Here is an 18,453-nt window from a genome sequence, read left to right as displayed (position 1 = left end):
ATCTTTAGGTAGCTGAACCGCTAGATTGCGAATTTTCTTTCAAGAAGATGCCAAGTTCTCGGGAAAATTTTAGCGGTTCAGTCAGTAAAGGCGTATGGCCAGACTTGCTGAAAATTATCTGTTTGGCATGAGGCAGGCTTTCTGCAATCAGGCGCTGACCTTCAAAAGGATACAACTTGGATTGTACACCGCTAAAGAAGGTCACCGGACAGCTAAGCTGAGCTAGAGCCTCGCGGTAATCTTCACGATGATATAAATAATTATTGATATACCACGCCATATAATCCACCCGGCTGGAAGGTAATAACAGGCTTTGCAGGCGAGGTTGATTTAGGATAAATGCGAAAGCTTTCAGACTATATTTTTGTTCATTTTGTAGCTGAATAAACTTTAGCCATAGGGCAGCGATTTGTTTACGTACCGAAATGTCGAGATCGCGGATCAATTCAACTTGCTGGTATTGTGCAAGTAGGGCAGAGAGCTGCTGCAGGATGTCGATAAATTCCTGATGACGTGGACCAAAAAGTCCAAAAGCCCAAGCATCATCGACCGGAATTTTAGGTGTTTGATCGATATGTAAATAAGCAGAAATCTGACTGGAAAAGTTGCCATAATGTATGCCGTGCATTGCTGTGGTTGCGCCCATAGAGTAAGCAAGCACAATGAATTTATCTAAATTGAGCTGTTGAATTACCGACTGAATATCCAACCAGTGACTGGAAATCGCATCCCTATCTGGCGGAATTTTACAGCGACTGGAAGCCCCAAAGCCGCGCCATTCTGGAATAATGAAACGGAAATTTTTCTGATGCGGATAGAGAAAAGCTTTCCATTGCCAGCTCAGCATGCCAAGTCCAGAGAGTACCAGTACCGGCTGTCCCCGACCGTATTCGCGTACAAACAGCTGTTCACCATCGGGCATGCGATAAAAGGGCATGTGTGTCTCCGTATTTATAATTGTTGTGCGTCAAATTGTTGCAGTCGCGGAATAACCTGTTCCAGCCAGGAAATCCAACCCAGTTCCTGATCAATTCCCAGTTGCAGAATCATTTTATGAATATATAAGGTACGGTCAGTTTTGTCCGCTTGAGCAAAGTCTTTGGCAAAAATCTGCTGATAGGTTTTCAGTTTTTCTTTATGCAGTTCCAGATGGCGTTCCAGTTCTGCCAAGGTGTTATTGCCACCAAGTTGGGCTTCGGCACGCAGACGTACCATTAGTTCTTCGCGCAGTTGTGCCGGTGGGCTTTGTTGTAGCATCCAGTTGGCCAGTTCTTCCCGGCCCAGACGTTTTACCTGATAAGTTTTTTTGCGGCTATTCGAGTCTTCCTCTTCTATCGTCGAAATCCAGCCTTTTTGCAGCATGGCATTCAGCTCGCGATAAATCTGCTGATGAGTGGCATTCCAGAAGAAGCCCATGGAACGGTCAAAACGGCGAGCCAGTTCGATTCCGGTGCTAGGTTTTTCAATCAGGCTGGTCAATAAAACATGCGCTAAAGACATAAACGTCTCAAAAAAGTGACTCGGGATTATTATGCAACATGTTGCATAAAAATCAATTCTGGCATATAAATTAGTGCAACAAGTTGCATTAAACTGGAAAGATTGAGGGATCAAACTGCCAGTTGCTAAAACAATAGCCAGCCTAAACGCATGCTCAGGAGTTGAAATGTCTAAATATCCGAATTTACTTGCCCCATTGAACTTGGGTTTTACCACACTTAAAAACCGCGTATTAATGGGTTCCATGCACGTTGGTCTTGAAGAAGCACCCGGCGGATATGATCGGATGGCAGCTTTTTATGCAGAGCGCGCCAAAGGTGGAGTCGCTTTAATCGTCACCGGCGGGATTTCACCAAATGATCATGGCGTAACGTTTCATGGCGGTTCCAAACTTGACACCATTGAAGAAGCTGAAAAGCATAAGGTGATTACCCAGGCCGTACATGAAGCGGGCGGGAAAATTGCCATGCAGATTCTGCATACCGGACGTTATTCTTATCAGGCTGAAAATGTCGCGCCATCCCCAATTCAGGCACCGATCAATCCAGTCAAACCGCATGCTTTAACTTCGGCTGAGGTGCAGCAAACCATTGATGATTTTGCCAATTGTGCCAAGCTGGCTCAATACGCCGGTTATGACGGTGTAGAAATCATGGGCTCGGAAGGCTATCTGATTAACGAATTTATTGCAGCACGTACCAACCATCGTGATGATGAGTGGGGTGGAAGCTATGCAAACCGCATCCGTTTCCCGATTGAAATCGTACGCCGTACCCGTGAAATGGTCGGTGAGAACTTTATCATTATTTATCGCCTATCTATGCTGGATCTGGTCGAAGGCGGTTCAACTCTGGAAGAAGTCATCCAGTTGGCCAAAGAAATTGAAAAAGCCGGTGCGACCATTATCAATACTGGCATTGGCTGGCATGAAGCGCGTATTCCGACGATTGCCACCAAAGTGCCACGTGCAGCCTTCACTTGGGTCACGCGTAAGCTGAAAGGTCAGGTGAAGATTCCTTTAATCACTTCAAACCGTATTAATACTCCGGAAATGGCTGAATATGTATTGGCGTCTGGTGATGCTGATATGATTTCTATGGCCCGTCCGATGCTGGCAGACTCTGAGTTTGTCCTGAAAGCGGAGCAGGGTCGTAGCGATGAGATCAATACCTGTATCGGTTGTAATCAGGCCTGTCTGGATCATATTTTCTCAATGAAAATTGCCACCTGTCTGGTCAATCCACGTGCCTGCTATGAAACAGAGCTCATTTTTAAAGAAACCAATGTAGCAAAAAATATTGCCGTAATTGGTGCGGGTCCTGCAGGTTTAAGCTTTGCTGTATATGCAGCAAATCGCGGTCATCAGGTGACGGTATTTGAAGCCGCTGCTCAGATTGGCGGGCAGTTTAATATTGCCAAGACCATTCCGGGCAAGGAAGAGTTTTATGAAACCTTGCGCTACTTCAAGCGTCAGATTGAATTACAACCACGTATCAAATTGCAACTGAATCATAAGGCGAGTCTGGAAGAGCTGGCTCAGTCAAGCTTTGATGATATTGTGGTGGCAACAGGCGTGACACCGCGTCAACTTGAGATTCCAGGTATTGATCATGCAAAAGTACTGTCTTATCTGGACGTTTTGAAAGAACGTAAGCCAGTGGGTCAGCGAGTTGCCATTATTGGTGCAGGCGGTATTGGTTTTGATACAGCCGAATTCCTGAGCCATGAAGGGGAAAGTGGCAGTATCAATCCGGAAAAATTCTATGATGAATGGGGTATTGATACTGAGTATGAAAATGTCGGTGGCTTAAAAGCCGCAAATGTAGAAAAACCGCAACGTGAAATTTATTTACTGCAACGTAAAGCTGCTTCAGTCGGCGCGAGTTTGGGTAAAACCACAGGCTGGATTCATCGTACCGGTTTAAAACACCGTGACGTAAAAATGATTGCGGGCGCCAATTATGAAAAAATTGATGATCAGGGCTTGCATATTGTCGTGAATGACAAGCCTGCTGTGCTAGAAGTCGATCACGTCATTATCTGTGCCGGTCAGGAGTCTTATACTGCCATGTTTGATGAGCTAAAAGCGGCTGGTAAAAATGTGCATCTGATTGGTGGAGCGAAAGAAGCGGGTGAGCTGGATGCCAAACGTGCCATCCGTCAGGGTGCTGAATTGGCAGCGGTGATCTGAAAATATTAAAACCTGCTTTTTCCCCTCTCCTTTATTAAAGGAGAGGGTTAGGGAGAGGATTTGTAAGAAAGAATCTCTCCTTGCGAAGCAGTACTTCTCACCTTTAATAAAAGGGGGAATTCTGTCAATTAAAAGAAAGAAGTATTTAAGCTTTTATTAAAAAATATCAAAAAAGAAGGAATCCAAAATGACCATCGAAAATACAAAAAAATCCATTGCACGCTGGCATGAGATGCTAGAAAGCCGTGATATGTCGATCTTGAATGAGCTGCTTGCTGAAGAAGTAGTATTTCGTTCGCCTGTGGCTTTTCAGCCTTATCCTGGAAAACAGGTGGTATTTTTTATTTTGACCAATGTCATTCAAGTCTTTGAAAACTTCACTTATCACCGTGAATTTATAAGTGAAGATGGTAACAATGTCGTACTTGAGTTTTCTGCCAATGTGAGCGATAAAAAACTAAAGGGAGTTGACATGATTCAGTTTAATGAAGAGGGTCAGATGATTGATTTTGAAGTCATGATCCGACCTAAGTCCGGACTTGAAGCCCTGGCTGTACAGATGGGCCAGCGGATGCAATCATTCCAAGCTAAAACTTAATTCGAACTATTGATTCAAGTCGGCATGAAATTTGTAAATCACAGCTAGTACAACTAGAGGGGGATGACAGATGAAAATGTTGCTTAAAAAATTGGGTCAGCTTTCCAGTGAATATCTGGATCGTTTCAGTGGAGCAGACGAGCCGACCCTGTATTACAATCCGAATGGTGTATTTTCAGGACTCATTGAGCGCTTACCGCAGCTGCAACAAAAATATCGTCCTACACCTTGGTTAGCCAATGCACACGCACATATTCTGTATTTCGATTTAATTAAAAAACGTACCATTAAGCTGAAATATGACGCGCTTGAACAGCTGAAAATGTCAGATGGCGGAATTACCGGTATTGCCTGGTATGGACTGGATCTTCCTGCAAATACCCCTACCATTGTTTTATTGCATACGATAACCGGTTCTCCTGAATCAATGCGTGAACTGGTTCGTGATCTGCATAAATATACGGGTTGGCGTGTTGCATTGTGTTTACGCCGTGGTCATGCAGACTTACCCATGCCTGTGCCTAAAATGAACCTGTTTGGTTCAACTCAGGATTTGCGTGAACAACTCTTGTATATACAGGACAGATTTCCTCAGTCCGATCTCTATGGGGTTGGCTCTTCTGCGGGTACGGGATTGTTAGTGCGTTATCTGGGCGAAGAGGGTGAACAAACCCCATTAAAAGCAGCTTTTGCTTTATGTCCTGGCTATAACACTGAAACTGGTTTTGCCAATGTGCATCCGTTTTACAGTAAAGTTATGGCCAAAAAACTGATTAAGCGCTTTATTCATCCTTATCAGGAAACCTGGCAGGTCTGCCCAAGCTGGAAACAGTTATTAGAAGTTAAAGATCTGTCCGAATTTGAAAAACTCTATTTTGAACTGGCCGGATTTACGGATTATGCCAGTTATACCCAGGCAACCAATCCGATTTATGTATTTGAAAGTATCAAAATTCCGCTGATGATTTTAAATGCGGAGGATGATCCGGTTTGTCACATCCGAAATTTAGAACCTTATAAAGAAAAAATTCGGGCGATGTCCAATATTATGGTGATTACCACCAAAAAAGGCAGTCATTGCGGCTTTTATCAGGGCTTGATGCAAACCGAATCTTGGGCTACCCGACTAATGGCAGACTATTTGATTCACTTATCTCGTGCACCGGCAACAGTATCTGCTTAAAAAGTTCCAATAAAAAACCCAGCATCTGCTGGGTTTTTTGATGAATGATCCTGTAATTAGTCAAGTGCTGGCATCGCTGCGGCAATCGCGTCAGCAACCGCATCATCCTCAGACTTGTTTTCTGGATTTGAATTGGTTTTAGGTGTGGTCTCAGCAGGCTTTGACGCAGGTTCTTCGCGGGTTTCAGGCACTGGTGCCGGCTCAGTAGTTTCTGGTTTTTTGATTTCACGACGGATTTCAGTCGTGGTGTTTTCAGTTTGCTCACGTTGAATTTCAACCGTTGGCGCTACTTCCTCTTCAATTGCCGCTGGCTCTACAGGTTCAAGCGGTTCAAATTGCGTTGGTTCTGGAGTCGAGATTTCAGATGCTGGAGTAACTTCTACTTGCTCTTCTTCTTTTGGTGCTTCTTTTTTTACACACGCAGTTAATGTCAGGCCAGTCAGGATTAGGGTGGAGATTAAAAGTTTCTTCATCATCATTGCATCAAACATAAAAGTGTGGAGGGGATACACTATTATAGCAGCAAAATGCAAGATAGAAATCATATGAACTTACTGTAATTTTTTATAGGAATTGCTGTTAGAATAGTCAATTGTTTATTGTTCTTTGAATTGATGCGGATTGACTTTGCTTTCTAGGTACAAGGTAAAGTAAAATTGCGCAACATTGCAGGCCGATTTAGGCTCGATTGTACGAGAAACCCAATGACCCATTTTATTTTCGTTACTGGTGGTGTAGTTTCATCACTAGGTAAAGGTATTTCAGCTGCTTCTGTTGCTGCACTTTTAGAAGCTCGTGGTTTAAAAGTGACCATGGTAAAAATGGATCCATACATTAATGTCGATCCAGGGACAATGAGCCCATTCCAGCATGGTGAAGTTTTTGTTACAGAAGATGGTGCTGAAACAGACTTAGACTTGGGTTACTACGAACGTTTCTTGCGTCGTGCGAAAATGACCAAATTGAATAACTTCACATCAGGCCGTGTTTATCAGGATGTTCTAAATAAAGAACGCCGTGGCGACTACCTGGGTGGTACTGTGCAAGTTATTCCACACATTACTGACAATATCAAAGAGCGTGTACTTCGTGCAGGCGAAGGTTATGACGTTGCGATCGTAGAGATCGGCGGTACTGTAGGTGACATTGAATCTCTCCCATTCATGGAATCTGTACGTCAGTTAATGGTTGAACTTGGTCATAAACGTACCATGTTAATGCACTTAACGTTACTCCCATACATTAAGTCTGCAGCAGAATTAAAAACCAAACCTACACAGCACTCTGTTAAAGAACTCCTGTCGATTGGTATTCAGCCAGACATTCTCATCTGTCGTACAGAGTACGATGTAGATGCAGATACGACGCGTAAGATTGCATTATTTACCAACGTTGAAGCACGTGCCGTTGTGGTATGTAAAGACGCACGTTCGATCTACCAGATTCCACGTACATTCTACGAACAAAATGTTGATGATTTAATCTGTGAACGTTTTGGTTATAACGATCTTCCTGAAGCTGATTTAACAGATTGGGATAACGTTGTAGAAGCATTACTGAACCCTGAATACACCGTACGTGTTGCAATGGTCGGTAAATACGTTGAACTTCCAGATGCTTACAAATCTGTCAACGAAGCACTTTTACATGCGGGTATTCAAAACCGTGTGAAAGTTCAGATTGACTACGTAAACGCTGAAGAGCTTGAAGGCCAAGATGTAGCAGAAGTATTGAAAGATGCTGATGCGATTCTAGTTCCTGGTGGTTTCGGTGAGCGCGGTACTGAAGGCAAAATGAAGGCGATTCAGTTCGCACGTGAGAACGGTGTGCCGTTCCTCGGTATTTGCTTGGGTATGCAGTTGGCTGTGATCGAATACGCACGTAATGTTGCTGGTATTGCAGACGCGACCTCGACTGAATTTAACCGTTCAACCAAATCTCCATTGATTGGTTTAATTACTGAATGGTTAGATGAGCGTGGTGAAGTTCAGCAACGTTCTGCTGATTCTGATCTGGGTGGCACGATGCGTTTAGGCGCGCAAAAATCTGAACTGGTTGCAGGGACTAAAACTGCAGAAGTTTATGGTTCTGAAGAAATCATCGAGCGTCACCGTCACCGTTACGAGATGAACAACCGTTATATCCCAGTGCTGGAAGAAAAAGGCATGAAGATTTCTGGTTATTCTCCGGTACAGCATCTGGTAGAAACTGTTGAAATTCCTGCACATCCTTGGTTTATTGCAGTACAATTCCACCCGGAATTTACCAGCTCGCCACGCGATGGTCACCCATTGTTTGCCGGTTTCATTGATGCTGCGAAAAAGCAGTACCAAAAAACCAAATAATCGGTGCGTAGGACACAACTAGGGAAGTTTAAATGTCGCAATTAAAACCACAAGAAATTGTACGTTTGGGCGATATACAAATGGCAAATCATTTGCCATTTGTATTATTCGGCGGAATGAATGTACTTGAATCTAAAGACCTGGCTTTTGAAATCGCAGAGACTTATGTCGATATCTGCACACGTTTGGGCATTCCTTATGTGTTCAAAGCCAGCTTTGATAAAGCCAACCGTTCAAGCCTGAACTCTTTCCGTGGGCCTGGCCTGGAAAAAGGTCTCGAGTGGTTAGCTGACATTAAAAAACACTTTAATGTGCCGATCATCACCGATGTGCATGAGCCGTACCAAGCGGCTCCTGTTTCAGAAGTGGCAGACATTATTCAATTGCCAGCTTTCTTAAGCCGTCAGACGGATCTTGTTGAAGCCATGGCAAAAACGGATGCGATCATCAACATCAAAAAAGCCCAGTTCCTCGCTCCGCACGAAATGCGCCATATTCTGCATAAGTGTCTGGAAGCCGGAAATGACAAGCTGATCATTTGTGAACGCGGTTCGGCATTTGGCTATAACAATCTGGTTGTAGACATGCTGGGCTTCGACATCATGAAAGAAATGAATGTCCCGGTTTTCTTTGATGTGACCCATGCCTTACAAACCCCAGGCGGCCGTGCAGATTCTGCCGGTGGTCGTCGTGCGCAAATTACAACGCTTGCACGTGCGGGTATGGCAACGGGTCTTGCAGGCTTGTTCCTGGAAGCACATCCAGATCCGGAAAAAGCCAAGTGTGATGGTCCATGTGCGCTGCGCATGTCTCAGCTTGAGCCGTTCCTGGCACAGCTAAAAGAATTGGATACCTTGGTTAAAGGTTTCGAAAAGTTAGATACACACTGAGTTTATCACTCTTGCGCTGCCGTATAGGCAGCTCATATTAATCAACTGAGGAATAGTTCATGAGCCAAATCGTTGACATTCGTGCACGTGAAATTTTGGACTCTCGTGGTAACCCTACCATCGAAGCAGACGTAATCTTAGCATCTGGCGTAGTTGGCCGTGCATGTGCACCATCTGGTGCTTCAACTGGTTCTCGTGAAGCTTTAGAACTTCGTGATGGCGATAAAGCGCGTTACTTAGGTAAAGGCGTTAAAACTGCGGTAAATAACGTCAATACGTTAATCCGTGACGCTTTGGTCGGTAAATCAGTATTCGAACAAAAAGACATCGATAACACGATGATCGCGCTTGACGGTACTGAAAACAAAGAAAAATTAGGTGCAAACGCAACTTTGGCAGTGTCTTTGGCTGCTGCGCGCGCTGCTGCTGAAGAAAAGAAAATTCCTCTTTTCCAATACATCGCAGATCTTCGCGGTCAAACGATTTTGACCATGCCTGTACCAATGATGAACATCATCAATGGTGGTTCACATGCAGACAACAACGTCGATATTCAAGAATTCATGATTGAGCCAGTAGGCTTCACTTCATTCTCTGAAGCGCTACGTGCCGGTGCTGAAATTTTCCATTCACTTAAATCAGTATTAAACAAAAAAGGTTTAAACACTGCGGTAGGTGATGAAGGTGGTTTTGCACCGAACTTACGTTCAAACGAAGAAGCAATTACGGTTATTCTTGAAGCAATTGGTCAAACTGGCTACAAAGCAGGTTCTGACATCATGCTTGCGCTTGACTGTGCATCTTCAGAATTCTACAAAAATGGTCAATACATTCTTGCGGGCGAAGGCAACAAAGCGTTCACAAGCAACCAGTTCTCTGACTATTTAGCAGGTCTTGTAAACCAGTACCCAATTATCTCGATTGAAGATGGTCTGGACGAATCTGACTGGGAAGGCTGGTCTTACCTGACTTCAATTCTTGGTGACAAGATCCAGTTGGTAGGTGATGACTTGTTCGTAACGAATCCGAAAATCCTGCAGCGTGGTATCAACGAAAAAGTGGGTAACTCTATTCTGATTAAATACAACCAGATCGGTACCTTGACTGAAACTTTAGATGCCATCTACCTTGCGAAAGAAAATGGTTACTCTACGGTAATTTCACACCGTTCAGGCGAAACTGAAGATTCAACGATTGCTGATCTTGCAGTAGGTACAGCAGCGGGTCAAATCAAGACGGGTTCACTTTGCCGTTCTGACCGTGTAGCGAAATATAATCAATTACTTCGTATTGAAGAATTGACTAATGCTGCATATCGCGGTAAAGCTGAGTTCAAAGGTTTGAACTAAGCGACTTATGTCAATGTTAAATGTATTCGACTCGACTGCGAGTAAAGTACTGTTGGGCCTTGCGATCATTTTGATCGCAGGGTTTCAATATTTATACTGGTTTGGTGAAGGTGGTTATCATGATCATCAGCAACTGACCCAGAAAATCCAACAACAAATGGAATTGAATGATGAGCTAAAAGAGCGTAATCGCGTTCTGGCAGCAGAAGTTTATGATTTGAAGAATGGTATTGAAGCCATCGAAGAACATGCGCGTTTAGATCTTGGTCTGATTAAGCCACGCGAAACTTTTATTCAAATGAGCACGATCAGTACTCAATATAAACCGATCTATCTTAATCCTAATTCTAAAGTAGACCTGCGAACCAATGAGTCAGCTGAAGCACCAACCACACCTTAAACTTTGGGTCATTCTTCCAGCTGCAGGTTCCGGTAGCCGTTTCTCTAAAATAGAACTGAAACAATATCAGATGATTCAAGAGCGAACTGTTCTTGAACATACGGTGGCTCGTCTGAATCAACTGCCTTTGATGGGTTATGTCCTGGCGATTGGTGCACAGGACAACGTGGCAAAAACATTGCCATTTTCCAGTCTGGAGAAAGCCCATTTTTGTTTGGGTGGTGCCGAGCGGGTGAATTCCGTGTTAAATGCACTGAACTATTTATCTCAAATCGCTTCTGAAAATGATTGGGTGCTGGTACATGATGCGGCGCGTCCCTGTGTCAGTCTGGATTGTCTGCAACAACTGGTCAATACGGCGATTACAAATGATCAGGCTGCGATTCTGGCGATTCCAGTAAGAGATACACTTAAGCGTGTAGTAACCAATTTTGATATTGAGGAAACAGTGGATCGCTCAATGCTATGGCAGGCACAAACACCACAGATGGCCAAGCTAGGTGTGTTGAAACGGGCGATTGAGCAGGCTTTGCAAGATGGTGCCACGATTACCGATGAAGCCAGTGCGCTGGAACATATCGGCGAACAGGTGAGTGTAGTACAAGGGCGTTCCGATAATATTAAAATTACCTATCCGGACGATCTGGAACTGGCCAAGCTGATTTTACAGGCTCAGGCTTAAAAATATATTCAAATAATATTTAAATAAAAGCAGAATAAATCTGGCTATAGCGATCTATTCGCTATAGCTTTCACTTATAATTTTGCCATCATTCTTTTTCACCTTTTGGCCAATGATACCTTCACAGCAGTATCGGTTTTTACGTCACTCTTTGCGTGATGGACGTAGTATTAACCCGCAAGATTCATCTCGATGGACCAAGTTGCACCTTGATCCCTGGTTATTGTGCTTTCTAGTTCTCAATGCAATCCTGGGTTTAATGGTGGTGTATAGCGCGACATCCGAAGACTCTGGCATGGTGGTGCGTCAGGCGATCAGTTTTGGAATTGGTTTTGTGCTGCTGTTTATCTGTGCGCAGATTCCACCGAAAGTCTATCAGGCGATTAGTCCATACCTGTATGCCTTCGGGATCTTCATGCTGCTTCTGGTCTTTGTGATTGGTGAAAAACGTTTAGGTGCAACCCGCTGGATTACCTTGCCGGGGGTGGGAAGCATGCAACCGAGTGAGGTGATGAAATTTGCGATGCCTTTGATGATGGCATGGTATTTTGCACGTAAGCCGTTTCCTCCCAAATTTTTGCATATTGTCGGGGCTTTGATTTTATTGGGCGTACCATTTGTTTTGGTGGCACTTCAGCCTGACTTGAACATTGGCTTGGTAATTCCTGGTATTTTTGTTCTATTTTTAAGTGGGATGTCGTGGCGTCTGATTGGTGGTGCAGCAGCGGCGGTAGCTGTGGCAGCTCCGGCTGCATGGATGTTCGTGCTACAAGAGTATCAAAAAAAACGTATTACCACGTTATTTGATCCGGAATCGGATGCCTTGGGTGCAGGCTGGAATATCATCCAGTCCAAAATTGCGATTGGTTCAGGTGGTTCCACGGGCAAAGGCTATACCGAAGGTACCCAATCACATTTAGGTTATCTGCCTGAACATCATACTGACTTTATTATGTCGACTTATGCCGAAGAATTCGGTTTTATCGGCGTTTTCCTGCTGTTTAGTTTATTCACTGCCATTATTATTCGCTGTCTGATGATTGGTTTAAACAGCTTTCATAACTTTGGCCGTTTATATGCTGGAGCCATAGGACTGACTTTCTTCTTCTTTGTATTTTTAAACTCAGGCATGGTGAGCGGGATTTTACCTGTAACTGGAGATCCATTACCGCTCATGAGTTATGGTGGAACGGCAGTGATTTCCATGCTGGCCGGGATGGGCATTGTGATGTCGATTCATACTCATCGATAAGTCATTCTAAAAGTCGGACTGGTTCCGGCTTTTTATATACTTAAAATAAGTTGTTTTAAAAATCCTGTTTTGGCCAGAAGAAAAAAGAAGAATATTTTAGAATTCGTATGAAATTAAAAAGCCCTCAAATGAGGGCTTTTTAATTTCATACTTTAACTGAGAAACCAGGTGTAATAACCCCAGATCATTAAAGGCCATGCTAGGAAAGGGCTAAACAACCATTTCCAGAACCAGTGGCGCGGCATAAAGCCAACACCATGGACAAAGCCTCCAGAAATACCAATCATGATATACATCATGGCACTATGGCTATATTCACCGTTGGCATCCAGCATTGCAGAAGGATGAACCAATAACACGGCTGCGAGAGGAAAAGCCAATAGGCAGGAAATCATCATCGCAAATTTGTTTGGTTTCTTGTCTACAACGGTTTTCTCAAGCGCAGCTTCTGTCATGTTTTATTCCTCATCCAGGTCTTGGTGTTGTTCCATGTAAATGGCAGCAATCACACTGGCAAAACATGCCATCAGTACACCCAGAATCCAGGCAAAATACCACATAGTTGTCTCTCCTTAAGACACAGCCCTTAGTACAGGCTGTGTGAATTATCTTCAATGTGTTTGTTGGTAATCACGCCCCACATCTTGTAATAACACCAAGTGGTATAGATCAGGATCAGTGGAACAAAGATACAGGCAGCAACGGTCATAACGGTTAAGGTATTTTTACTAGATACCGCATCCCACATGGTCAGACTTGCAACCGGGTTAATGCTTGAAGGCATCAGGAAAGGAAACAGGGCAAAACCGGCAGTCAGGATGGCACCGATGACAGCCAGAGATGAACCCAGGAAGCTCAGGCCTGCTTTGTTTTTACCTGCTGCCAAGACAATGATCAAGCCACCCAAAATGCCGGCAATAGGCGCTGCCATCGTGATTGGATAAGTCGAATAGTTGTTCATCCAGCCTGGATTAGCATTGGTCAATACTTCTTTTGCAAGCGGATTGGCAACACCATTGGTATCAAAAGGTGTAACCAAGGTATAGCCTTGAATACCACCAAAATACAACCATGCACCGGCTGCCAGAAAGGTAGCCAGATAAACCAGACCCATGATTTGCGTTGCTTTGGCAGAACGTTGGCGTAGGTCACCATCTGTACGCAGCATTAACCATGCACCACCATGTGCACACAGCATCGATAAACTGACCAGCCCACAGACAATTGCAAACGGATTCAGCAGGGCAAAGAAGCTACCAGTATAAGTAGAACGTACAGTTTCATCTAAAGTAAATGGTACACCGAGGAACATGTTGCCGAATGCCACACCGAAGACCAAGGCAGGCACTGCACCGCCAATGGCCAGACCCCAGTCCCATGAATTGCGCCATTTGGTATTTTCCAGTTTTGAGCGATAGTCAAAACCGACCGGACGTAAGAAAAGCGCAAACAGGACCAGTAGCAGGGCCCAGTACATGCCGGAGAAGGCAGTTGCATAGACCATTGGCCAGGCAGCGAACAAAGCACCGCCAGCAGTAATAAACCAGACCTGATTACCGTCCCAGTGCGGCGCAATGGTATTGATCGCTGCACGGCGTTCACTATCATTTTTGCCCACAAATGGCATGATCGCCATGGAGCCCATATCGAAGCCATCAGTGAGGGCAAAGCCAATCAGCAATACGCCGACCAGCACCCACCAAATGATTTTTAATAATTCATATTCGATCATGCTTGAGTCTCCCCATTTGCCTTCTCTGCAGCTGCAAGCTTTTCAAAATGGTATTTACCGGTATGCAGTGAGCTTGGGCCAAGACGTGAGAACTTGATCATCAGATACATCTCAATAATCAGTAACACGGTATAGAATGCTGCTAATGCAAGGATTGAACCCCATACATCACCTGTGCTTAAGCTTGATGCTGAAAGATGCGTCGGTAATACCTCACCAATGGTCCAAGGTTGACGACCTACTTCTGCCACATACCAGCCAGTTTGCGCAGCAACCCAAGGTAAAGGCAGTGCAAATAAAGCAAATTTCAATAACCATGGTTTGTTTTCAGCATTACGTTTTGCTACCGCAAAGGTTGCCAGTGCAAATAGAAGTAGCATCAAGAAGCCGGAAGCCACCATGGCACGGAAGGCCCAGAACAGGCTTGGTACGTGTGGAATGGTATCTTTAGCGGCTGCTTTGATTTGCTCTTCAGAGGCATCAACGACATTTGGCGTGTATTTTTTCAGAAGCAGACCGTAGCCTAAGTCTTTTTGGCTTTCTTCAAAAGCTGTTTTCAGTTCTGGAGACTGATCACCAGCACGTAATTTTTCCAGTTGTGAATAGGCCACCATACCATTACGGATACGCGCTTCGTGCTGAACCAGCAGGTCTTTAATACCCGTAACTTGTTCAGTCGTAGAGCGTGTAGCGATCAGACCCATTACATAAGGAATTTTCACTGCATAATCTGTAGTCATGGTTTCCTTATTCGGAATGCCGAACAAAGTAAATGGCGCAGGTGCAGGGTGAGTATCCCATTCTGCTTCAATCGCTGCCAGTTTGGTTTTCTGTACATCGCCCAGCTCATAACCTGATTCATCACCCAGTAAAATCACTGAAAGTGTGGAAGCAAGCCCGAAGATGGCTGCAATGGCAAAAGAACGGCGTGCAAAAGGCAGGTCACGTTTTTTCAGCATGTAGTAACTTGAAATAGCCAGTACGAAGATGGCACCTGTGACATAACCGGCAGATACGGTATGCACAAATTTAACCTGAGCTACCGGGTTAAAGATCAATGCAGCAAAGTCCACCATTTCCATACGCATGGTTTCATAGTTAAATGCCGAACCGACCGGGTTTTGCATCCAGCCATTGGCGACCAGAATCCAGAGTGCGGACATGTTCGAACCTAAAGCCACCAGCCAGGTCACTGCCAGATGTTGCACTTTGGACAGGCGATCCCAGCCAAAGAAGAACAAGCCAATAAAGGTTGATTCAAGGAAGAAGGCCATCAAACCTTCAATCGCCAGCGGTGCACCAAAAATATCACCGACATAATGCGAGTAATACGCCCAGTTGGTTCCGAACTGGAACTCCATGGTCAGGCCGGTGGTTACCCCTAAGGCAAAGTTAATACCAAACAGTTTTCCCCAGAACTTGGTCATGTCTTTATAGATTTCTTTGCCGGAAATCACATAGGTGGTTTCCATAATGGCAAGCAGAAAAGCCAGGCCTAAAGTTAGTGGAACAAAAATAAAGTGATACATCGCGGTCATGGCGAACTGGAACCGCGAGAGATCGACCACGCTTTCAGAAATCATCAACGTGTCTCCTGGATTTGGGAAGGATTGCCGGCGATACGCTCGGCGACTTGGTTATCAAAATTTTTAGGAATCGTAGGCGCATCAAACCAGATGTTTTTAATTATCATGAGTAAAATAACCTTGATAATTAAAATAGCGGTTATTTCTCTAACCACTCTCTGGTTTAGATTTTTGGGAACTAAGCTCATTCGACTAAGCCTGTTATATGACTTGTTGTATATTATTAATCTATTGTAACTAAAAAATAAATAGACGATACAGTTTAAATAAATATATATTTATAAGTATTTGAAAATAGTAAATATATATTTATATGAGTTAAAATTTCTTCTAAATGTTTTTTATTATTTTATGTAATTTTATTGGTTTTTAAATCCGACTAAAATGCTTATATTTATATATTTTAATGTAGATTATTTTGGTTGGAATAATATTCTCCTATTTTTAAATCTGATTAAAATGCTTGGTTTAAAATAAAGAATAAAATTAATCAAACTAAATTGGTTGGTTTTATAAGGGTTGAATATCAGTGTCACAATCTTTCTCATCTTATTTATTTTGATAAAAAACACGCAAAAGAAAGAACATGCTGGAGGCATGTTCTTTTTAAGCTTTGTGAGGGATACTGGACTTAGAAGTCGTAACGCATGCCTAGAGAAAGACCTAGGCTGTCTTCACCGCGTACGCCACCTACAGTATTGGTACGACCTTGTGCCCAAGGGGTAAGGTTTGAGTTTTCATCATTTAGTACAGTTGCTATGTTGCCATAAATGCGGACTGTTGGATCTAAACGGTGCTCAAGTCCGATTGCCAGCAAAGTTGCATTCGCATCATCAGCATCGACATCGCGATGGAATACTTCACCACGGAATGAGGTTTTTGGTGCAAATTTATATTCACCGGCTACACCAAATACTTGTGCATCTGGGTTTGCTTCAGAATTATCATGTTGAAGGAATTGGTATAAACCGCCCAAGTTGAATTCAGGTGTGATTTTGTAAGCACCTGCGATACGGAAACCATCGCGCTCACCACGGGCAGCTTCTTCTTCATAGTGTTCATAGGCAGCAGCGAAATCAACTTTACCTTCTTTATAGGTTAAAGCGAGGTCATATGCTTTATCTTTGTCCTTGGCACCATCTTTAGTAGCATCCGGACTATTAGTTTCATGTAGTGACATCGCACCTAATACGTTGAAACCGCCAGCAAATTTTGGTGATTTATATTCAATGGTATTGGCATTACGTTCATCAAAACGCAGGTTGCCTACACGCGTGACGTTACGAACGTCACCGACCATATCACCAAAGAAGTTGACCGGGCCACGTGCTACTTTGAATGGGCTGTCAAAACGGCCGATACGCGCTTGACCAAAATCACCTTTTAAACCAACAAAAGTATCGCGAGTTGCAAATTCAACATCATCATTTGCAGAACCACTTGCAAAGTTAATTTCCTGTTCGATTTGACCAAATACAGTCATACCATTTTCTAGTTTTTGTTCAGCTTTAAAGCCTAGGCGTGAAGAGTTTGAAGAAAGACCTACTTCGTTATAATCCTGGCCATCATCCAGATAATCTAAAGAAACGTGTGCACGACCATACACTTTAACATCAGCAGCAGCTGCCATCACTGGTGTTAAAATTGTTGCCCCGATTGCTAATGCAGATAACGTTTTTTTCATGTGTTGCTCCAATAAAGACTTTTTTATTCATCGTCTTAAAAACAAGTTTCAGTATTGTTTTGAAACATCTACTGCTCTATTGGTGCCAAGTATTCATTACAAATAAGTCAATATGATTAAGGAAATATTTCAGAAATATTAAAGACAATCATTGTCTTATTTTTTATAGGATTATGAGTGGGGTAAGCAGGATTGATGCAAATACAGCTAAGCTCGGTGTTTGCTGCAAAACTTAAAAATAGGCTAGGTGACTTTTACTGATATTTTATTGGCTTAATCAAGAGTGAAATACATTAGACATAAAAAATGGAGCCGAGGCTCCATTTTTAGGTATTAAGAATAGCTTAAAGGGCAGCTTTAATTTTCTCAGCCAGCGCTTTAATTTTTTCCTGGTCGCCCATTTGTGCTGCATGTTTGCCCAGATTGTGCAAAGAGGTAGGAACCAGATGGAAATGTACGTGTGGTACGGTCTGACCCGCTGCGGCCCCTGATAATTGCATCAGCACGATACCGTCCACACCTAAACCTTTTTCAATGGCTTTTGCAACTTTCTGTACGATCTGAATCGTATAGGCTGCAGCTTCAGGGGGTAGATCCAGTAAAGTGATCGCCGGAGTTTTCGGAACAACCAGTGTATGACCTTCTGCCTGAGGCATGATGTCCATAAATGCAAGAACCTGGTCGTCTTCATACACTTTTATCGCAGGAAGTTCACCGCGTAGAATTCGTGCAAAAATATTCTGATCATCATAAGTCATAAGTACATTCCTTGAGCGTCATTAAACTGAATTATTTACAGTTCAATTCTTTCTGACGATCTTTGATCGCGTCAAGACGTTGTTGCTCTTTTTCCGAGAATTTTGGCTTGGTTGTATAGCAATTGTCATTACCAAACTTGGCTTTTGCTTCAGGATCTTTGAAACAGAAACCTTTAGACGCATAAATCACGTCATGATCATTTTTTAATTTTTTGCACTCTTGTTCAGATGCAAGAACCGATGTTGAAGCCCCGAACAAAGTTGCAAAGCCAATCAATGCTGCAACAGAAAATTTCTTCATGA

Annotated in this window: 20 protein-coding genes; 9 read left to right on the top strand and 11 right to left on the bottom strand. The window is 43.4% G+C overall.

Going from position 1 to position 18,453, the window contains the following annotated elements; all coding sequences use genetic code 11:
- Nucleotides 1-4 precede the first annotated feature (4 nt).
- Nucleotides 5-937, bottom strand: a complete 933-nt coding sequence (locus FTV42_RS02935) for an alpha/beta fold hydrolase (RefSeq protein ID WP_180037338.1) — start codon at nt 935-937, stop codon at nt 5-7.
- A gap of 14 nt (nt 938-951) precedes the next feature.
- The gene (locus FTV42_RS02930; protein WP_148334890.1) at nt 952-1,500 is read right to left on the bottom strand and encodes a PadR family transcriptional regulator; all 549 of its coding nucleotides are present in this window, start codon (nt 1,498-1,500) and stop codon (nt 952-954) included.
- A 166-nt stretch (nt 1,501-1,666) separates the two neighbouring features.
- Between FTV42_RS02930 and FTV42_RS02925 the strand changes: the two genes are divergently transcribed.
- From FTV42_RS02925 to FTV42_RS02915, 3 genes are all read left to right on the top strand, one after another.
- On the top strand, nt 1,667-3,691 hold the full coding sequence (locus FTV42_RS02925) for an NADPH-dependent 2,4-dienoyl-CoA reductase (protein ID WP_180037337.1): 2,025 nt from the start codon (nt 1,667-1,669) through the stop codon (nt 3,689-3,691).
- A gap of 187 nt (nt 3,692-3,878) precedes the next feature.
- Nucleotides 3,879-4,289 carry a nuclear transport factor 2 family protein gene (locus FTV42_RS02920; RefSeq protein ID WP_180037336.1) on the top strand — a complete coding sequence of 137 codons (411 nt, stop codon included), beginning with the start codon at nt 3,879-3,881 and terminating at the stop codon, nt 4,287-4,289.
- A gap of 70 nt (nt 4,290-4,359) precedes the next feature.
- Nucleotides 4,360-5,472, top strand: coding sequence for a YheT family hydrolase (locus FTV42_RS02915; RefSeq protein ID WP_086044730.1), 1,113 nt, complete (start codon nt 4,360-4,362; stop codon nt 5,470-5,472).
- Nucleotides 5,473-5,528: 56 nt separating this feature from the next.
- Here FTV42_RS02915 and FTV42_RS02910 read toward each other — a convergent pair whose 3' ends face one another.
- Nucleotides 5,529-5,951 (bottom strand): hypothetical protein, encoded by a 423-nt coding sequence (locus FTV42_RS02910; RefSeq protein ID WP_373683213.1) that lies wholly within the window; start codon nt 5,949-5,951, stop codon nt 5,529-5,531.
- Between the two features lie 225 nt (nt 5,952-6,176).
- Between FTV42_RS02910 and FTV42_RS02905 the strand changes: the two genes are divergently transcribed.
- The 6 genes from FTV42_RS02905 (at nt 6,177) to rodA (ending at nt 12,390) form a co-directional block, all read left to right on the top strand.
- Complete coding sequence (locus tag FTV42_RS02905) at nt 6,177-7,817, top strand: CTP synthase (RefSeq protein WP_004278723.1); 1,641 nt, start codon at nt 6,177-6,179, stop codon at nt 7,815-7,817.
- Between the two features lie 32 nt (nt 7,818-7,849).
- Entirely contained in the window at nt 7,850-8,707 is an 858-nt protein-coding gene (gene kdsA, locus FTV42_RS02900; RefSeq protein ID WP_005266221.1) for a 3-deoxy-8-phosphooctulonate synthase, read from the top strand.
- A gap of 59 nt (nt 8,708-8,766) precedes the next feature.
- The gene (eno, locus tag FTV42_RS02895; protein WP_004278719.1) at nt 8,767-10,056 is read left to right on the top strand and encodes a phosphopyruvate hydratase; all 1,290 of its coding nucleotides are present in this window, start codon (nt 8,767-8,769) and stop codon (nt 10,054-10,056) included.
- Nucleotides 10,057-10,063: 7 nt separating this feature from the next.
- Nucleotides 10,064-10,456, top strand: a complete 393-nt coding sequence (locus FTV42_RS02890; protein WP_004645271.1) for a septum formation initiator family protein — start codon at nt 10,064-10,066, stop codon at nt 10,454-10,456.
- Nucleotides 10,425-11,138 (top strand): 2-C-methyl-D-erythritol 4-phosphate cytidylyltransferase, encoded by a 714-nt coding sequence (ispD, locus tag FTV42_RS02885; RefSeq protein WP_180037335.1) that lies wholly within the window; start codon nt 10,425-10,427, stop codon nt 11,136-11,138. The genes FTV42_RS02890 and ispD overlap by 32 nt, the downstream gene beginning before the upstream one ends.
- A gap of 112 nt (nt 11,139-11,250) precedes the next feature.
- On the top strand, nt 11,251-12,390 hold the full coding sequence (gene rodA, locus FTV42_RS02880) for a rod shape-determining protein RodA (RefSeq protein ID WP_180037334.1): 1,140 nt from the start codon (nt 11,251-11,253) through the stop codon (nt 12,388-12,390).
- 152 nt (nt 12,391-12,542) lie between these two features.
- Here the strand turns inward: rodA and FTV42_RS02875 are convergent, their stop codons facing one another.
- The 8 genes from FTV42_RS02875 to FTV42_RS02840 form a co-directional block, all read right to left on the bottom strand.
- The gene (locus tag FTV42_RS02875) at nt 12,543-12,845 is read right to left on the bottom strand and encodes a cyd operon YbgE family protein (protein WP_004278714.1); all 303 of its coding nucleotides are present in this window, start codon (nt 12,843-12,845) and stop codon (nt 12,543-12,545) included.
- A 3-nt stretch (nt 12,846-12,848) separates the two neighbouring features.
- Nucleotides 12,849-12,950 (bottom strand): cytochrome bd-I oxidase subunit CydX, encoded by a 102-nt coding sequence (cydX, locus tag FTV42_RS02870; protein WP_004278713.1) that lies wholly within the window; start codon nt 12,948-12,950, stop codon nt 12,849-12,851.
- A gap of 26 nt (nt 12,951-12,976) precedes the next feature.
- On the bottom strand, nt 12,977-14,122 hold the full coding sequence (gene cydB, locus FTV42_RS02865; protein WP_004731264.1) for a cytochrome d ubiquinol oxidase subunit II: 1,146 nt from the start codon (nt 14,120-14,122) through the stop codon (nt 12,977-12,979).
- Nucleotides 14,119-15,705: a cytochrome ubiquinol oxidase subunit I gene (locus FTV42_RS02860; RefSeq protein WP_004731262.1), complete on the bottom strand. Its 1,587-nt coding sequence runs from the start codon at nt 15,703-15,705 to the stop codon at nt 14,119-14,121. The genes cydB and FTV42_RS02860 overlap by 4 nt, the downstream gene beginning before the upstream one ends.
- Nucleotides 15,705-15,896 carry a cytochrome oxidase putative small subunit CydP gene (cydP, locus tag FTV42_RS02855; protein WP_004645265.1) on the bottom strand — a complete coding sequence of 64 codons (192 nt, stop codon included), beginning with the start codon at nt 15,894-15,896 and terminating at the stop codon, nt 15,705-15,707. The genes FTV42_RS02860 and cydP overlap by 1 nt, the downstream gene beginning before the upstream one ends.
- A gap of 443 nt (nt 15,897-16,339) precedes the next feature.
- On the bottom strand, nt 16,340-17,392 hold the full coding sequence (locus FTV42_RS02850; RefSeq protein ID WP_180037333.1) for a porin: 1,053 nt from the start codon (nt 17,390-17,392) through the stop codon (nt 16,340-16,342).
- Between the two features lie 344 nt (nt 17,393-17,736).
- Complete coding sequence (locus tag FTV42_RS02845) at nt 17,737-18,150, bottom strand: HIT family protein (protein ID WP_004278705.1); 414 nt, start codon at nt 18,148-18,150, stop codon at nt 17,737-17,739.
- Nucleotides 18,151-18,181: 31 nt separating this feature from the next.
- On the bottom strand, nt 18,182-18,451 hold the full coding sequence (locus tag FTV42_RS02840) for a YARHG domain-containing protein (protein ID WP_004278704.1): 270 nt from the start codon (nt 18,449-18,451) through the stop codon (nt 18,182-18,184).
- Nucleotides 18,452-18,453: the final 2 nt, after the last annotated feature.

It is taken from the genome of Acinetobacter sp. YH16052, assembly GCF_013417155.1.
In the GTDB taxonomy this organism is placed as follows: Bacteria; Pseudomonadota; Gammaproteobacteria; order Pseudomonadales; family Moraxellaceae; genus Acinetobacter.
This window is presented reverse-complemented; position numbering and strand designations above follow the sequence as displayed.

Excerpts from the sequence above, each read along its gene's own strand:
- kdsA (WP_005266221.1), top strand. The coding sequence starts at position 7,850 with ATGTCGCAATTAAAACCACAAGAAATTGTACGTTTGGGCGATATACAA.
- FTV42_RS02925 (WP_180037337.1), top strand. The coding sequence starts at position 1,667 with ATGTCTAAATATCCGAATTTACTTGCCCCATTGAACTTGGGTTTTACC.
- FTV42_RS02875 (WP_004278714.1), bottom strand. The coding sequence starts at position 12,845 with ATGACAGAAGCTGCGCTTGAGAAAACCGTTGTAGACAAGAAACCAAAC.
- FTV42_RS02935 (WP_180037338.1), bottom strand. The coding sequence starts at position 937 with ATGCCCTTTTATCGCATGCCCGATGGTGAACAGCTGTTTGTACGCGAA.
- FTV42_RS02890 (WP_004645271.1), top strand. The coding sequence starts at position 10,064 with ATGTCAATGTTAAATGTATTCGACTCGACTGCGAGTAAAGTACTGTTG.
- FTV42_RS02910 (WP_373683213.1), bottom strand. The coding sequence starts at position 5,951 with ATGATGATGAAGAAACTTTTAATCTCCACCCTAATCCTGACTGGCCTG.
- FTV42_RS02840 (WP_004278704.1), bottom strand. The coding sequence starts at position 18,451 with ATGAAGAAATTTTCTGTTGCAGCATTGATTGGCTTTGCAACTTTGTTC.
- FTV42_RS02845 (WP_004278705.1), bottom strand. The coding sequence starts at position 18,150 with ATGACTTATGATGATCAGAATATTTTTGCACGAATTCTACGCGGTGAA.
- FTV42_RS02905 (WP_004278723.1), top strand. The coding sequence starts at position 6,177 with ATGACCCATTTTATTTTCGTTACTGGTGGTGTAGTTTCATCACTAGGT.
- FTV42_RS02915 (WP_086044730.1), top strand. The coding sequence starts at position 4,360 with ATGAAAATGTTGCTTAAAAAATTGGGTCAGCTTTCCAGTGAATATCTG.
- rodA (WP_180037334.1), top strand. The coding sequence starts at position 11,251 with ATGATACCTTCACAGCAGTATCGGTTTTTACGTCACTCTTTGCGTGAT.
- FTV42_RS02930 (WP_148334890.1), bottom strand. The coding sequence starts at position 1,500 with ATGTCTTTAGCGCATGTTTTATTGACCAGCCTGATTGAAAAACCTAGC.
- FTV42_RS02850 (WP_180037333.1), bottom strand. The coding sequence starts at position 17,392 with ATGAAAAAAACGTTATCTGCATTAGCAATCGGGGCAACAATTTTAACA.
- eno (WP_004278719.1), top strand. The coding sequence starts at position 8,767 with ATGAGCCAAATCGTTGACATTCGTGCACGTGAAATTTTGGACTCTCGT.
- cydP (WP_004645265.1), bottom strand. The coding sequence starts at position 15,896 with ATGAGCTTAGTTCCCAAAAATCTAAACCAGAGAGTGGTTAGAGAAATA.
- ispD (WP_180037335.1), top strand. The coding sequence starts at position 10,425 with ATGAGTCAGCTGAAGCACCAACCACACCTTAAACTTTGGGTCATTCTT.
- FTV42_RS02920 (WP_180037336.1), top strand. The coding sequence starts at position 3,879 with ATGACCATCGAAAATACAAAAAAATCCATTGCACGCTGGCATGAGATG.
- FTV42_RS02860 (WP_004731262.1), bottom strand. The coding sequence starts at position 15,705 with ATGATTTCTGAAAGCGTGGTCGATCTCTCGCGGTTCCAGTTCGCCATG.
- cydX (WP_004278713.1), bottom strand. The coding sequence starts at position 12,950 with ATGTGGTATTTTGCCTGGATTCTGGGTGTACTGATGGCATGTTTTGCC.
- cydB (WP_004731264.1), bottom strand. The coding sequence starts at position 14,122 with ATGATCGAATATGAATTATTAAAAATCATTTGGTGGGTGCTGGTCGGC.